This window comes from Mesorhizobium sp. dw_380, from assembly GCF_018588885.1.
Taxonomy (GTDB): Bacteria; Pseudomonadota; Alphaproteobacteria; order Rhizobiales; family Rhizobiaceae; genus Mesorhizobium.
Genome location: NZ_JAFFIW010000003.1, coordinates 120563 through 135935 on the forward strand (window position 1 = coordinate 120563; position 15373 = coordinate 135935).

Sequence of the window (15373 nt, forward strand, 5' to 3'; positions counted from 1 at the left end):
TTCCCTGCGAAACTAGGAATGGACCGCTCCTGTGACCAGCGGTTTCGGGAGGCAGGACGTGAACACCCGGCAGGATGGCGGCAGCAACAGGCTGGACGACGCGGCGCGCGCCGGCTGGCTCTATTATGTCGCCGGCAATACACAGGACCAGATCGCCGCCACGCTCGGCATCTCGCGGCAGACGGCGCAGCGGCTGGTGTCGCTGGCGGTGTCGGAAGGTTTGATCAAGGTTCGTGTCGACCATCCGATCGCCAACTGCCTGGACCTCGCGGCCCGGCTTAAGTCGCGCTTCGCGCTCGATCTGGTCGAGGTGGTGCCGAGCGATCCCAATTCATCCTCCACCACGATCGGCATCGCCGAGGCGGCAGCCGCCGAGATCGAGCGGCGGCTGCGATCGCCGACGCCGATCGTCATGGGCATCGGCACCGGACGCACGCTGAAAGCGGCGATCGAGCAATTACCGCCGATGGAATGCCCGCAGCACAAGGTGGTGTCCTTGACCGGCAACATCTCGCCGGACGGCTCGGCAGCCTTCTACAACGTCATCTTCACCATGGCCGACAGGGTCAAGGCACGCTCCTTCCCGATGCCGCTGCCGGTCATCGCCTCTTCGCCGCAGGAGCGCGAGATGCTGCTCAACCAGCCGATGATCCAGCCGACGCTGGCGCTGGCAGCGGAGGCCGACGTCACCTTTATCGGCATCGGCGACCTCGGTCCGAAGGCACCGCTCTACGAGGACGGTTTCATTTCAGAAAGCGAGCTGAAAGCCCTGCAGAAGGCTGGCGGCATTGCCGAGATCGTCGGCTGGGTGTTCGATCGCGAAGGCCGGATGATCGAGGGCATCACCAACGACCGGGTGTCTTCAGCGTCGCTGCCGTCGCGCGAAAAATCGCTGGTCATCGCTCTCGCCATGGGCGAGCGCAAGCTGCCGGGTATCCTGGCCGCTGTGAACCGCAGGCTGGTCAACGGGCTGATCACCGATGAGCGGACGGCGACCGCGCTGCTGGCCGGCATCTGACCGGGAACCGCTCCCGTTTGCCAAATGTGGCCGCGGCGACTGCTTTGCGATAAAACCTGCAAGGCTATCTGTGCCGCCCGAAGGGATCGTTGCCATCGAGGAAGCCGAGATCGCGCTGCAGATGCGGCGACAGGTCCCTGATGTCGAGATGCGCCCTTTTCCTAGCCGCGAACCAGCCGAATCCGTCCGCGAGCCACGAAATCCAGCGATGATCGGGAGCCGGAGTGCATTTTTGCTGCGCCATGGTCATGATCGTCAACCTTCACTATCTTGAACCCGAATGACGGGTTGACATTGAATGTCGGTCTAGCCGGCCAGCTTTGCCAATCGAACGTCGATAAGGACCTATAAGGAGGCTTTATGCCCGATCTCGGCTCGCGGCAGGTTTCGCAGCTCCCGCCGCTGCAGGCGATCCGGGTGTTCGAAGCGGTGGCGCGGCACCTTTCCTTCACCAAGGCCGCCGTGGAGCTTGCGATGACGCAAGCCGCCGTCAGCTATCAGATCAAGGTGCTGGAAGAGCGCGTCGGTTCGCCGCTGTTCCTGCGCCGGCCGCGCCAGATCGAACTGACCGAAGCCGGCCAACGGCTGGCGCCGGCCGTCAGCGAGGCGTTCGCCATTCTTGGCCAGGCCTATGCGGCGGCGCGTGGCGGCGCGGACGGGCTGTTGTGCGTCACCACGGTGCTGACCTTTGCCTCGAACTGGTTGGCGCATCATCTGGGCTCGTTCCAAATGGCCCATCCAACCCTTGCGGTGCGGCTCGATACATCGAGCCGGCTGACGGATTTCGCCCGCGAGGATGTTGACCTCGCCATCCGCTCGGGCGGCGGCAAATGGCCGGCGCTGGAAGCCCACAAGCTGCTCGATGCCGATTTCACGCCGATGCTGAGCCCGAAGCTCGCGGCGAGCATCGGCGGCGTCAACGAGCCGGCCGACCTTTTGCGTCTGCCTATCCTCGATCCCGGCGACATCTGGTGGACGCAGTGGTTCGAGGCTGCCGGCGTGCACTCGCACGACCTTGCCAGCCGACCCGGCAGCAGCATGGGCGCGCAGGCCTATGAGGCCAATGCGGCCATCGCCGGCCACGGCGTGGCGATCCTGACCCGGGCGCTGTTCAAGGCCGAACTCGCCGACGGCCGCCTGATCCAGCCCTTCGACCTGGTTGGCGACGACGGCCATGCCTACTGGCTGGTCTACCCCGAGGCGCGCCGCAATGTCCCTAAGATCCGCGCTTTCCGCGACTGGATCCTGGCCGAGATCGCCTGCTGACAGGCTTCGCGCTGCCGCTCCAAGCCTGGGAAGCCTTCCTGTTCAGTCGCCCGGCATCCGCCACGGGCGCGGCTCTCGCCGTCTCAAATTTCCAGGCGTCCGTCATCTATCGGGCAAGCCCGGTGCTGCGCTGCAGCATCGAATCCGGCTTGACATAATTCTCGGCAAGTGAGTAATTGCTCACAGCCAAGGCAAATGCTCATCTTGGTTTATGGGAGGAATTTGATGAAACTTCGCACGCTCACCCTGGGCCTGTTGTCGGCAAGCGCCCTCGCTTTCGCCGCACACGCCGAATCCATCACCATCGCCACCGTCAACAATGGCGATATGGTCCGCATGCAGAAGCTGACCGACGACTTCACCAAGGCGAACCCCGACATCCAGCTCAACTGGGTGACACTTGAAGAGAACGTGCTGCGCGAGCGCGTCACCACCGACATCGCCACCAAGGGCGGCCAGTATGACGTGATGACCATCGGCACGTACGAAGTTCCGATCTGGGCCAAGCAGAGCTGGCTGCTGCCGCTCGACAAGCTCGGCGCCGACTACGACGCCAAGGACATCATCCCGGCCATCGCCGGCGGCTTATCCGTCGACGGCAAGCTCTATGCCGCGCCCTTCTATGGCGAGAGCTCGTTCGTCATGTACCGCAAGGACCTGATGGACAAGGCCGGGCTGAAGATGCCCGACGCGCCGACCTGGGACTTCATCAAGCAGGCCGCCGACAAGATGACCGACCGCGCCAGCGGCGTGAACGGCGTATGCCTTCGTGGCAAGGCCGGCTGGGGTGAGAACATGGCCTTCCTGACCGCCATGTCGAACTCCTTCGGCGCGCGCTGGTTCGACGAGAACTGGAAGCCGCAGTTCGACCAACCCGAGTGGAAGAAGACGCTGCAGTTCTATGTCGATCTGATGAAGGCCGACGGTCCGGAAGGCGCTTCGTCCAACGGCTTCAACGAGAACCTGGCGCTGTTCCAGCAGGGCAAGTGCGGCATGTGGATCGACGCCACCGTCGCGGCATCCTTCGTCTCCGATCCGAAGGCCTCGAAGGTCGCCGACAAGGTCGGCTATGCGCTGGCCCCCGACAATGGCCTGGGCAAGCGCGGCAACTGGCTGTGGGCATGGTCGCTGGCCATTCCGGCCGGTACGCAGAAGGCCGATGCCGCCGAGAAGTTCGTGTCCTGGGCGACCAGCAAGCATTACGCTGAGCTCGTAGCCTCGAAGGAAGGCTGGGCCAACGTTCCTCCGGGCACGCGTTCCTCGCTCTATGCCAACCCCGAGTACCAGAAGGCGGCTCCGTTCGCCAAGATGACGCTGGACTCCATCAACGCAGCCGATCCGACGCATCCGACCGTCAAGCCGGTGCCCTATGTCGGCGTCCAGTTCGTCGCCATTCCTGAGTTCCAGGGCCTCGGCACCACAGTCGGCCAGCTCTTCTCGGCGGCTCTTGCCGGCCAGTCGAGTGTCGACGATGCGCTGAAGCAGGCCCAGGACGCCGCCACCGCGACGATGACCGAAGGCGGGTATATCAAGTAAGGCTCCTCCCGGTGCCGAATGCCGGCCAGTTTGCTGGCCGGCAACGGCCGCCCGAAACCCAGTTCGGGCGGCCGTCTTGAACGCCTCTGAAAATTCAGTCCAATCCTTGAAGGGTGACCGTCATGGCTACTCAGCAGACCCATTCGCTTGCCCGTTTCATGATGGCGCCATCCGTTGTGCTGCTGCTGGTCTGGATGGTTGTTCCGCTGGGGCTCACGCTGTGGTTCTCTTTTCAGCAGTACAATCCGCTCAACCCGATGCGCGACGGGTTCGTCGGCCTCTCCAACTACGCGCTTTTCTATTCCAATCCGGCTTTCCTGCAGTCGATCCTCAACACGCTTACCATCGTCGTCAGCGTGCTTGTCATCACGGTGGTCGGCGGCATCCTGCTGGCGCTTCTGATCGATCAGCCGATGTGGGGACAGGGCATTGTGCGCATCCTCGTCATCTCGCCCTTCTTCGTCATGCCGCCGGTGGCAGCGCTGGTCTGGAAGAACATGATCATGCACCCGCAATACGGGGTGTTCGCCGACATAGCGCGCTTCTTCGGCGCCCAGCCGATCGACTGGTTCGGGCAGCATCCGCTGACCGCCATCATCATCATCGTCGCCTGGCAGTGGCTGCCTTTCGCGACGCTGATCCTCCTGACCTCGCTACAATCGCTCGACGGTGAGCAGAAGGAGGCCGCCGAGATGGACGGCGCCGGCTTCATCAGCCGCTTCATCTATCTGACGCTGCCGCACATGTCGCGCGCCATCACCGTCGTCATCCTGATCCAGACGATCTTCCTGCTTTCCGTCTATGCCGAGATCCTCGTCACCACCAATGGCGGTCCGGGATACGCTTCCACCAACCTGCCCTTCCTCGTCTACCAGAAGGCCTTGCTGGAATTCAAAATCGGCCAGGCATCCGCCGGCGGCATCATCGCTGTCATTCTCGCCAACATCGTTGCCTTCTTCGCCATGCGCGCCGTCGGCAAGAACCTGGACAAGTAAGGGAGGACAAGATGGCACGTGCAGTCACCACCCAGCACAAGACAATCGCGACCGCTGCCGCCTGGATCGTCGCGCTGCTAATCTTCTTTCCAATCCTCTATACGATCATCACCTCGTTCAAGTCGGAACAGGAGGCGATCCAGGGCTTCAACCTGATCCCGTCGGGGACGTTTGAGAGCTATACCGAGGTTCAGGCGCAGAGCGGCTATTTCAAGTTCTTCCTGAACTCGGTGCTGCTGTCCGTCGGCTCGACCATCCTCGCCCTGCTGGTCGCCATACCGGCGGCATGGTCGATGGCTTTCTCGCCGACCAAGCGGACCAAGGACATATTGATGTGGATGCTGTCCACCAAGATGATGCCGGCGGTGGCCGTGCTGTTCCCGATCTACCTGATCTTCCGCAATCTCGGACTGCTCGATAGCCGCATCGGCCTGATGGTCATGCTGATGCTGATCAACCTGCCGATCGTGGTGTGGATGCTCTACACCTACTTCCGCGAAATCCCGGGCGAAATCCTGGAGGCGGCGCGCATGGACGGCGCGTCGCTGTGGAACGAGATCATCTATGTGCTGACCCCGATGGCGGTGCCTGGCATCGCGTCGACCATGCTCTTGAACATCATCCTGGCCTGGAACGAGGCGTTCTGGACGATCCGCCTGACCACCACGGATGCTGCTCCGCTCACCGCCTTCATCAGTTCGTTCTCCAGCCCGCAAGGCCTGTTCTGGGCCAAGCTTTCGGCAGCCTCGACGCTGGCGATCGCACCGATCCTGATCATGGGCTGGTTCAGCCAGAAGCAGCTGGTGCGCGGCCTGACCTTTGGTGCTGTGAAGTAATACGCCGCAAGCAATGGACGTCGCACAATAGCCCTCGGGGAGGAAAACCATGGGAAACATCACGCTCAAGAACGTCTCCAAGTCCTTCGGATCGACGTCCATCATCCCTGGCCTCGACCTGGTGATTGAAAATGGCGAGTTCGTCGTCTTCGTCGGCCCGTCGGGTTGCGGCAAGTCCACGCTGCTGCGGCTGATCGCCGGGCTGGAGGACACCAGCGGCGGCACCATCAACATCGACGGCCGTGACGTCACCGGCGAGGCGCCGGCCAAGCGCAAACTCGCCATGGTGTTCCAGTCCTATGCGCTCTACCCGCATATGACTGTTGCCAAGAACATCGCCTTCCCGCTGAAGATGGCTGGCGAGGACAAGGCCACCATCGAGAAGAAGGTGAAGGATGCGGCGCGTGTGCTGAACCTCACCAACTATCTCGAGCGGCGGCCCGGCCAGCTCTCCGGCGGCCAGCGCCAGCGCGTCGCCATCGGCCGCGCCATCGTGCGCCAACCCTCGGCCTTCCTGTTCGACGAGCCGCTGTCCAACCTTGACGCAGCCCTGCGCGGCACGATGCGGCTGGAGATCAGCGAACTGCACCACCAGCTCAAGACGACGATGATCTACGTCACCCACGACCAGGTCGAAGCCATGACCATGGCCGACAAGATCGTCGTGCTGAATGCCGGCAATATCGAGCAGGTCGGCTCGCCGATGGAGCTCTACAAGACGCCGCGCAACCTGTTCGTCGCTGGCTTCATCGGCTCACCGAAGATGAACCTGATCGAAAGCGCGCCGGCGGCCAAATATGGCGCCAAGACAATCGGCATCCGTCCCGAGCACTTGGAGATCTCGACCACGGCGGGTGAATGGAAGGCGACCGTCGGCGTTGCCGAGCATCTGGGATCCGACACGTTCTTGCACGTTCAAGCTGACGGCGTCGGTCCGCTGACGGTGCGTGCAGACGGCGAGCTGACCGTCCGTCACGGCGACACCATCTATCTCACCCCCGACAAGACCAAACTGCATCGCTTCGGCGCTGACGGAAAGGCGATGTGAGCATGCGCCTGGCCGGCAAATCGGCGCTGATCACGGGTTCGGCCCGTGGCATCGGCAGGGCCTTCGCCGAAGCCTATGTCGGCGAAGGCGCTATCGTTGCGATTGCCGACATCAACCTCGAGGCCGCGCAAAAGACGGCTGCCGAGATCGGCGGCAACGCTTATGCCGTCAAACTCGATGTCACGGATCAGGCGTCCATCGATGCAGCCGTCAAGGCCGTGGAGACCAACGCCGGCGGCCTCGACATATTGATCAACAACGCCGCTTTGTTCGACCTGGCGCCGATCGTCGAGATAACCAGGGCGAGCTACGACAAACTGTTTTCCGTCAATGTCGCCGGCACGCTGTTCATGCTGCAGGCCGCGGCCCGCTCGATGATCGCCGCTGGCCGGGGCGGCAGGATCATCAACATGGCGAGCCAGGCCGGACGGCGCGGCGAGGCCCTGGTCGGCGTCTATTGCGCCACCAAAGCCGCCGTCATCTCGCTCACACAGTCGGCGGGGCTGGACCTGATCAAGCACCGCATCAACGTCAATGCCATCGCGCCCGGCGTGGTCGATGGCGAGCATTGGGACCACGTCGATTCACTGTTCGCCAAATACGAAAACCGGCCGAAGGGCGAGAAGAAGAAACTGGTCGGCGAGGCCGTGCCCTACGGGCGCATGGGCACAGCCCAGGACCTTACCGGCATGGCGGTGTTCCTCGCCAGCAGCGAGGCCGAATACATCGTCGCCCAGACCTACAATGTCGATGGCGGCCAGTGGATGAGTTGAGGGCGGGGGCGGCCTCTTCTGCCCGTACCTCCGCGGGGGGAAGAGGCCAAATATCAAGGTGACGGCAGCATCTACCTCGAAAGGTATGTGCCGCCCCGTACCCTCTCCCCATGAAGGGAGAGGGGAGTAACGCAGGCCGCGGCCCGGCCAAAGGGTAAACAGATGACCGTGAAACTCTCTTCTGCCAATCTCGCGGACCTGCCCGCCGGGGTCGCTGGTCCGACATACGATCGCGCGGCGCTCAAAGCTGGCATCGTGCATTTTGGCGTCGGCAATTTCCATCGCTCGCACCAGGCCGTCTATCTCGACGATTTGTTCAATTCAGGCCTCGGCCATGACTGGGCGCTGGTCGGCGCCGGCGTCTTCGAGGGCGAGAAGATCGGCCGCGGCAAGCTGGAAGAGCAGGACTGGCTGACCACGGTGGTCGAGCAGGACGAGGGTCATATGAGCGCTCGTGTCACCGGTGCGATGATCGACTTCCTGATGCCCGGCGATGCGGCCGGCATCATCGAAAGGCTTGCCGATCCGGCGATCAAGATCGTTTCGCTGACCATTACCGAAGGCGGCTACTTCATCGACCCGGCCTCAGGTGTCTTCAACCCGACCCATCCCGACATTGTCGCCGATGCGCAACCGGGCGCAACGCCGAAAACGGTGTTCGGCCTCATCCTCGCCGGGCTGGTGCGCCGGCGCGACGAGGGCACCGTGCCGTTCACGGTGATGTCCTGCGACAACATTCCCCACAATGGCCATGTCACGTCGGATGGCGTCATCGGGCTGGCGCGGCTGATCGACGAGGACCTGGCGACCTGGGTCGGCGAACACGTCGCCTTCCCCAATGCCATGGTCGATCGCATCACGCCTGCCACCACCGATCGTGAGCGCGGTATCCTGGCCAAGGAGTTTGGCGTCGAGGACAATTGGCCGGTGTTCTGCGAGCCGTTCCGGCAATGGGTGCTCGAAGACCACTTCACCGATGGTCGTCCGCCGCTGGAAAAGGTCGGCGTGCAGTTCGTCAGGGATGTTGCGCCTTACGAACTGATGAAGATCCGCATCCTCAATGGCGGTCATGCCACCATTGCCTATCCGGCCGGGCTGATGGACATCCATTTCGTCCATGAGGCGATGCAGGAGCCGCTGGTGCGCGGCTTTCTCGACAAGCTCGAGCATGACGAGATCATCCCGACTGTGCCGCCGGTGCCGGATACGGTGCTGGAGGACTATTACCAGCTCATCGAGAAACGCTTCTCCAATCCCAAGATCGGCGACACGGTGCGCCGGCTCTGCCTTGATGGCTCCAACCGGCAGCCGAAATTCATCATCCCGACCATCACCGACCGGCTGAAGGCGGGAAAGGGTGTCGCCGGGCTGGCGCTGGAATCGGCCTTGTGGTGCCGCTACTGCTTCGGCACCACCGACAGCGGCGCCGTCATCGAACCCAACGACCCGAGCTGGGACCGGCTGCAGGCGACGGCAAAGGCCGCAAAGGAGGCCCCGGCCGCCTGGCTGGCCATGGAAGACATCTATGGCGATGTCGGCCGCGCGACGGCGTTCGTCGAGGCCTTTGCCCATGCGCTCACCGTGTTATGGGCTGACGGCGCGCGCGTCACGCTGACACGCTATCTCGCCGGCAAGCTCTGAGAGCCGTTCGACATCATGACGCCTGAACTAGTCATCTTCGACTGCGATGGCGTTCTGGTGGACAGCGAAGCGCTTTCCGTCTCGGCGCTGCTCGGCATGATCGAACTTGCCGGCGGCAGTATCGGCGAGGACGCCGCCTACGAGCATTTCCTTGGCAAGAGCATGAAAAGCGTGCGCGAGATCCTGGGCCGCGACTTCGGCCTGGAGATCAGCGACCAGCATCTCACCGCCATGCGCGTCGACCTGATGCGAAAGTTCCGCGAGGAGCTTAAGCCTATCCCCGGCATCAAGGAGATATTGCCGAAGCTCGGCCTGCCCTTCTGCGTCGCCTCGTCCGGGACACTGGAACGCATCCGCTATGCGCTCGACGTCACCGGCCTGCTTGGGCTGATGGAGCCGCATCTGTTCAGCGCCGCCATGGTGGCCAGGGGAAAGCCGGCGCCCGATCTTTTCCTGCATGCCGCCACCGCCATGCGTGCAGATCCGCGCGAATGCCTCGTCATCGAGGACAGTCCGGCCGGCGTAGCTGCGGCGCGCGCGGCTGGCATGCGGGTCTTTGCCTTCACCGGCGGCGCGCATGCCGGCAACCCCGCGCTGAAAGCGCGGCTTGCGTCGAGTGAACCGGACTTTATATTCGCTGACATGCTGCAATTGCCCGATCTGATTGCAGGCCTGGGAGCGAGAGTTAGAGCATCTTGACGAAACAATTTGTTTGCGCGGTCGATGTCGGCACCGGGAGCGCTCGTGCGGGCATTCTCGACGCCAGTGGCACCTTGCTCGGCCGCGCCGAGCGGCCGATCGCCATGAACCAGCCGAAGCCCGATCACGCCGAGCATGATTCGCGCGATATCTGGTCGGCCGTGTGCACCGCGGTGCGTGCGGCGCGCGAAAAGGCTGGCGTCGCGGCGCAAGACATTGTCGGCATCTCCTTTGACGCCACCTGCTCGCTGGTCGTGCGCGACCGGCAGGGCGGCCAGCTCAGCGTCTCGACGTCGGGTGACAGACGCTGGGACACCATCGTCTGGCTCGACCACCGCGCCATTGCCGAAGCCGACGAGTGCACGGCGAGCAGCCACGAGGTGCTCAACTATATTGGCGGCGTCATGTCGCCGGAAATGGCGACCCCGAAGCTGATGTGGCTGAAGCGTAATCTGCCCAGCACCTGGAATGAAGCCGGCCATCTGTTCGACCTGACTGATTTCCTGACCTGGCAGGCGACCGGTTCGCTGGCCCGCTCGCAATGCACGCTGACCGCCAAATGGACCTATCTGGCGCATGAGGACCCCGCTTGGCAGCGCGATTTCTTCGAAATCGTCGGCCTCGGCGACCTCTTTGAGCACGGCAATTTGCCGGAGCGGGCCAGCCCGGTCGGCACCGATATCGGCAAGTTGACACCGCAGGCAGCGGCCGAGCTTGGCCTGACGGAGAACTGCCGGGTCGGCGCCGGGGTCATCGATGCCTATGCCGGCGCGCTCGGCGTGCTGGGCGGTTTTGCCGGAGACGAGCAGAATATCGGGCGGCACCTGGCGCTGATCGCCGGCACATCGAGCTGCGTCATGGCGATGTCGCCCGACCCGCAGCCTTTCGCCGGCGTCTGGGGCCCCTATTACGGTGCCGCATTGCCGAAGCTGTGGCTGTCGGAAGGCGGCCAGTCGGCCACCGGCGCCCTGCTAGACCACATCATCCGCTGGCACGGGGCCGGCGGCGAGCCGGACGCCGCCATGCATGCCAAAATCGCCAGGCGTGTCGCCGAACTGCGGGCCATCGAGGGCGAGAACCTGGCTGCAAGGCTGCATGTGCTGCCGGACTTTCATGGCAACCGCTCGCCGCTCGCCGACCCGCACGCCGTCGGCGTCGTCAGCGGGCTGACGCTGGATTCCTCCTTCGACAGCCTGTGCAAGCTCTACTGGCGCACGGCCGTCGGCATCGCGCTCGGCGTGCGCCATGTGCTGGAGGCGTTGAACGAGAACGGCTACCTCATCGACACGCTGCATGTCACTGGCGGCCACACCAAGAACCCGCTGCTGATGGAGCTCTATGCCGACGCCACCGGCTGTACGGTGATCGAGCCGCTGGCCGACGAGGCGGTGCTGCTCGGCACCGGCATGGTGGCCGCGACCGCCGCTGGGCTTTTCCCCGACCTCAATGCCGCCTGTCTTGCCATGCAGCAAGGCGGCAAGACGCGCGCCGCCAACCCGGCAGCCGGCGCCCGCTTCGATCGCGACTACCGGATTTTCCTGGAGATGCACCGGCAGCGGCAAGCGCTCGACGAGATCCACTGAAAGCCTCGTTTAGAGCAATTCCAGGAAAAGTGTGAAGCGGTTTTCCGTCCGAAATTGCGTCAAAACAAAGAGATAGAGGGGTTCACCGTTTCCGTGAAACGGTGAACCCCTCTAGAGGAAAGCGTCGCGCGCTATTGCTTGCGCAGGGACGCGCCCGACGTCGCGTCGAACAGGTGGATGCTTTCCGCCTCGAACGTGTAGCGGACAGGCGCATGCAGCGCCGGGCATTCGCGTGCCGGAACCAGCGCGCTGATCTCCTTGCCGCCGGAGCCGAATGTCACCAGCGCATCATTGCCGTGGAATTCAATGAGATCGGCAGTGCCTTGCAAAATGCTGGCGGTACCGTCGTTTGCCGTCTTCAGGTCCGGAGGCCGGATGCCGAGCACCGCGCGATCGCCATGCTGGAGATGGAAGCCCGAGCCGTCCGTCGAAAGCACCGTTCCGGCGCCGGTCAACGTCCAGCTATTCGCGGCCCGGGCAATCGTCACCTCGATAAAATTCATGTTCGGCGTGCCGATGAAGCCGGCCACGAACATATTGCCGGGACGCCGATAGATTTCCGCCGGCGAGCCGATCTGCTCGATGAAACCGTCCTTGAGCAGCACGATGCGGTCGGCGAGCGTCATCGCCTGCAGCTGGTCATGGGTGACGTAGACGGTGGTGGTCTTCAGCGACTGGTGCAACCGCGCGATCTCGACGCGCATATGGTTGCGCAGCTTGGCGTCGAGGTTGGACAGCGGCTCGTCGAACAGGAACACTTTGGGCGTCTTGATCATGGCCCGGGCGATGGCGACGCGCTGCTGCTGGCCGCCGGAAAGCTCGGCCGGCTTGCGGCCGAGATAAGGGTCCAGCCCGAGCGTCCTGGACACCGCGTCGACCCGCTTCCGGATCTCGGCCGCCGGCACCTTCTGGCGCCGCAGACCGAAGGCAATGTTGTCGAAGATCGTCATGTGCGGGTAGAGCGCGTAGTTCTGGAACACCATAGCGATACCGCGATCGCCCGGATCGAGATCGTTGACGACCTTACCGCCGATCGAGACCTCGCCGCCGCTGATATCCTCCAGGCCTGCCAGCATCCGCAGCAATGTCGACTTGCCGCAGCCGGACGGGCCGAGGAAGACGACGAATTCGTGTTCCTCGATCGAGAGGTTGAGGTCGCGGATGACGGTCGTGGCGCCATAGGCCTTGTCGACATGGGAGCAAACGATCGCGGACATGATCAGCCCTTCTCGCCGGCCAGCAGGATCTGCAGCTTGACGTCTTCAGGGTTGCCTTGGGCCGCCCGCTCGAACGCCTTGATGCTGTCTGAGAAATCATAGGTGCCGGTGATCAGCGGCTTGAGGTCGACCTTGCCGGAGGCGATCAGCTGCAGGGCGCGGTCGAAGATGTTGGCGTAGCGGAACACCGTCTCGATCCGCACTTCCTTGGATATGGCCGCCGGCACGTTGAGGGCCACCGGCTCCACCGGCAGCCCGACCAGCACCACCGCGCCGCCCGGCCGCACGACATCGAACAGATCGGCAAACGCCTTCGGGCTGCCGCTGGCTTCGAAAACGATGTCGGCGCCCCAATTGTCTGTCGCGGCGGCGACCGCATCGACCAGCGACTGCTCGCCGATATTGACCGGCACAATACCCGCATACTGTGCCGCGATCTTCAGCTTGGGCGCTGAAAAGTCGGAAATCAGCACTTTCGAGCAGCCGCCGGCAAGGGCGGCCAGCGCGATCATGATGCCGATCGGGCCGCAGCCGACGACGACGGCGACATCGCCCGGGACGATCCGGGCACGGCTTGCCGCCTGCATGCCGATGGCGAAGGGCTCGACCATCGCGCCCTCGGCGAAGGAGACATTGTCCGGCAGTTTGTAGGTGAAGGCGGCAGGATGCACGGCATAGGGCGCGAGCACGCCGTGCACCGGCGGCGTCGCCCAGAAGCGGACATCCGGGTCGACATTGTAGATGCCGAGCTTCGTCGCGCGCGACGACAGGTTCGGCACGCCCGGCTCCATGCAGACGCGGTCGCCGACCTTCAGCGCCGTGACGTTGGCGCCGGTCTCGACAACAACTCCCGCGGCTTCGTGGCCGAGCACCATCGGCGCACGCACGACATAGCTGCCGATCGCGCCATGTGTGTAGTAGTGCACGTCGCTGCCGCAGACGCCGACCGTGTGGATGGCGATCCTGACATCGTCCGGTCCCACGTCGAGCGGCAACGCTATCTCGCGCAGCGACAGTTCACCTTTTTTCTCAAGCACCAAAGCCCGCATCGGGTAGTCCTCACATCAAGTCTTTTTTTGCCGGAAAACGGAATTCAGGAAGCCGCTGAGCACGCCGAGGAACAGCAGCGGCGGCAGCGACAGGAGCACGACCGAGGCGTTGAGGATGCCCCACGGCACGTTCATGCCTTGCTGGGAGAGTTCCGAGGCGACGATCGGCAAGGTCTTGGCATTCGAGCTCGACAGCATCAGCGCGATCAGGAATTCGTTCCAGACCAGCACGAAGCTGAAGGCGATCGCCCCTGCCAAGGAGCGGGCCGCCACAGGCAGCGCGATCCGCCAGAACACAGAATAGGCGCCGTAGCCGTCGACGAAGGCCGCTTCCTCGATCTCCTTCGGCACAGCCTGGAAGGCGGGGATGGCGAGCCACATGATCACCGAGATGGTAAGCAGCGAATAGGTGATGATCAGCGCCGGCAGCGTGTCATAGAGGCCGACCTGCAGCCAGATCACCATCAGCGGGATGGCCACCGCCACCGGCGGCAGGAAGCGCAGCGACAGCACGAAGAACTGGATGTCGCCGGCCCAGCGGTTGGGATAGCGCGCCACCGCATAGGCCGCCGGCAGGCCAAGCACCACGCCGATCAACACGGCCGAGCCGCAAGCGACGACCGAGTTGCAGAGGCCGGTCATGACGCTGTCGCGGCCGAGGATATAGCTGATGTTGGCAAGTGTCGGCGTGAACACCAGGCGCGGGACGCGGGTGATGATGTCGACATTGTTCTTCAGCGAATTGAGCGCCGTCCACAGCAGCGGAAACACGGCCAGGAAGCCGGCAAACGCCAGGATAGTCTTGCCGATCAGGCGTCCCGGTTTCATGCCTGCACCCGCTTCCACAGCATGGTGAAAGTGATGACGGTGGCGATCATCATCAGCACGGCCATGGCCGACGCGTAGGAGACCTTGCCGGACTCGATGAAGCCTTGCGAGAAGGCGTACATGTCGAGCGTCTCGGTCGCGACGCCCGGACCGCCGCGGGTCATCACATAGATCAGGTCGAAGGAGCGCAGCGATTCGATCATCTTGACGAACATCAGGCTGATCAGCGGCGCCTTCAGCATCGGCAAGGTCACGTAGGCGTGGATCTGCCAGCGCCTGGCATGGTCGAGCCGCGCCGCCTCGATCGGCTGCGGCGGCAGCGTCTCCAAAAGCTTCAAGACGATGACGGCGAAGAACAGGCCCCATTGCCAGACATCGACCGAAGCGACGGCGAACAATGCCGTCGCCGGCTTCGACAGCGGATCGAAGATCAGCCCGCCGGTGATGAGCCGGTAGGGGTAGGTGGCGATGCCGTAGAGCGGATGGTAGGCGAACTTCCAGACGAAGGCCGCCGAGACGCGCGGCAGCAGCACCGGGATGATGAACAGCAGGCAGTAGACATTGCGCTGGCGCGGCGACGCGACCTCGAACATCAGCACGCCGAGCCCGATCGCCACCACCATGGTCGCAACCACGGTGACGATCTCCCATTTCACCGACACCCAGACAGCGTTGAGGAAGCGGCGGTCGAGAAACAGGTCGACGAAGTTCGACAGCCAGACCCAGGAATAATCAGGCGTGCTCAACTCGCGATTCTGCAGGGCGATGACAATGGCGTAGAGCGTCGGCACCATAGACAGCACCAGAAGGATGGCGATGGTCGGAACGACGAAGGTGACAGGGAGCGACGTGCGTCGGGCCATTGGCATCTATCCTCGCTTGCG

General features: G+C 63.5%; 15 protein-coding genes. 10 read left to right on the top strand and 5 right to left on the bottom strand.

Annotation, left to right across the window (positions count from 1 at the left end):
* Positions 1-58 precede the first annotated feature (58 nt).
* The gene (locus JT360_RS03890) at positions 59-1018 is read left to right on the top strand and encodes a sugar-binding transcriptional regulator (RefSeq protein ID WP_214470233.1); all 960 of its coding nucleotides are present in this window, start codon (positions 59-61) and stop codon (positions 1016-1018) included.
* Positions 1019-1082: 64 nt separating this feature from the next.
* On the opposite strand, the gene JT360_RS03895 is transcribed toward JT360_RS03890, so the two are convergent.
* The gene (locus JT360_RS03895) at positions 1083-1268 is read right to left on the bottom strand and encodes a hypothetical protein (protein ID WP_214470234.1); all 186 of its coding nucleotides are present in this window, start codon (positions 1266-1268) and stop codon (positions 1083-1085) included.
* A gap of 110 nt (positions 1269-1378) precedes the next feature.
* Here JT360_RS03895 and gcvA point away from each other — a divergent pair, with 110 nt between their 5' ends.
* The 9 genes from gcvA (at position 1379) to JT360_RS03940 (ending at position 11395) form a co-directional block, all read left to right on the top strand.
* Entirely contained in the window at positions 1379-2284 is a 906-nt protein-coding gene (gene gcvA / locus JT360_RS03900) for a transcriptional regulator GcvA (protein WP_214470235.1), read from the top strand.
* 225 nt (positions 2285-2509) lie between these two features.
* On the top strand, positions 2510-3820 hold the full coding sequence (locus JT360_RS03905) for an ABC transporter substrate-binding protein (RefSeq protein ID WP_214470236.1): 1311 nt from the start codon (positions 2510-2512) through the stop codon (positions 3818-3820).
* Positions 3821-3942: 122 nt separating this feature from the next.
* Positions 3943-4815 carry a carbohydrate ABC transporter permease gene (locus JT360_RS03910; RefSeq protein WP_214470237.1) on the top strand — a complete coding sequence of 291 codons (873 nt, stop codon included), beginning with the start codon at positions 3943-3945 and terminating at the stop codon, positions 4813-4815.
* An 11-nt stretch (positions 4816-4826) separates the two neighbouring features.
* The gene (locus JT360_RS03915) at positions 4827-5651 is read left to right on the top strand and encodes a carbohydrate ABC transporter permease (RefSeq protein ID WP_214470238.1); all 825 of its coding nucleotides are present in this window, start codon (positions 4827-4829) and stop codon (positions 5649-5651) included.
* Positions 5652-5700: 49 nt separating this feature from the next.
* Positions 5701-6699, top strand: coding sequence for an ABC transporter ATP-binding protein (locus JT360_RS03920; protein ID WP_214470239.1), 999 nt, complete (start codon positions 5701-5703; stop codon positions 6697-6699).
* A 2-nt stretch (positions 6700-6701) separates the two neighbouring features.
* Positions 6702-7472 (top strand): L-iditol 2-dehydrogenase, encoded by a 771-nt coding sequence (locus tag JT360_RS03925; protein WP_214470414.1) that lies wholly within the window; start codon positions 6702-6704, stop codon positions 7470-7472.
* A 162-nt stretch (positions 7473-7634) separates the two neighbouring features.
* Positions 7635-9113: a mannitol dehydrogenase family protein gene (locus JT360_RS03930; RefSeq protein WP_214470240.1), complete on the top strand. Its 1479-nt coding sequence runs from the start codon at positions 7635-7637 to the stop codon at positions 9111-9113.
* Positions 9114-9128: 15 nt separating this feature from the next.
* Positions 9129-9812: an HAD family hydrolase gene (locus tag JT360_RS03935; RefSeq protein WP_214470241.1), complete on the top strand. Its 684-nt coding sequence runs from the start codon at positions 9129-9131 to the stop codon at positions 9810-9812.
* On the top strand, positions 9809-11395 hold the full coding sequence (locus JT360_RS03940) for an FGGY-family carbohydrate kinase (RefSeq protein WP_214470242.1): 1587 nt from the start codon (positions 9809-9811) through the stop codon (positions 11393-11395). Before JT360_RS03935 ends, JT360_RS03940 begins: the two co-directional genes overlap by 4 nt.
* 131 nt (positions 11396-11526) lie before the next feature.
* Here JT360_RS03940 and JT360_RS03945 read toward each other — a convergent pair whose 3' ends face one another.
* Genes JT360_RS03945 through JT360_RS03960 form a run of 4 tightly spaced genes read right to left on the bottom strand, consistent with a single transcriptional unit; the run spans position 11527 to position 15352 of the window.
* Complete coding sequence (locus tag JT360_RS03945; protein WP_214470243.1) at positions 11527-12612, bottom strand: ABC transporter ATP-binding protein; 1086 nt, start codon at positions 12610-12612, stop codon at positions 11527-11529.
* Positions 12613-12614: 2 nt separating this feature from the next.
* A complete protein-coding gene (locus JT360_RS03950; RefSeq protein WP_214470244.1) occupies positions 12615-13661 on the bottom strand; it encodes an NAD(P)-dependent alcohol dehydrogenase in 1047 nt (348 codons plus the stop codon).
* 15 nt (positions 13662-13676) lie between these two features.
* Positions 13677-14489, bottom strand: a complete 813-nt coding sequence (locus tag JT360_RS03955; RefSeq protein WP_214470245.1) for a carbohydrate ABC transporter permease — start codon at positions 14487-14489, stop codon at positions 13677-13679.
* Entirely contained in the window at positions 14486-15352 is an 867-nt protein-coding gene (locus tag JT360_RS03960) for a carbohydrate ABC transporter permease (protein WP_214470246.1), read from the bottom strand. Before JT360_RS03960 ends, JT360_RS03955 begins: the two co-directional genes overlap by 4 nt.
* Between the last annotated feature and the right edge of the window lie 21 nt (positions 15353-15373).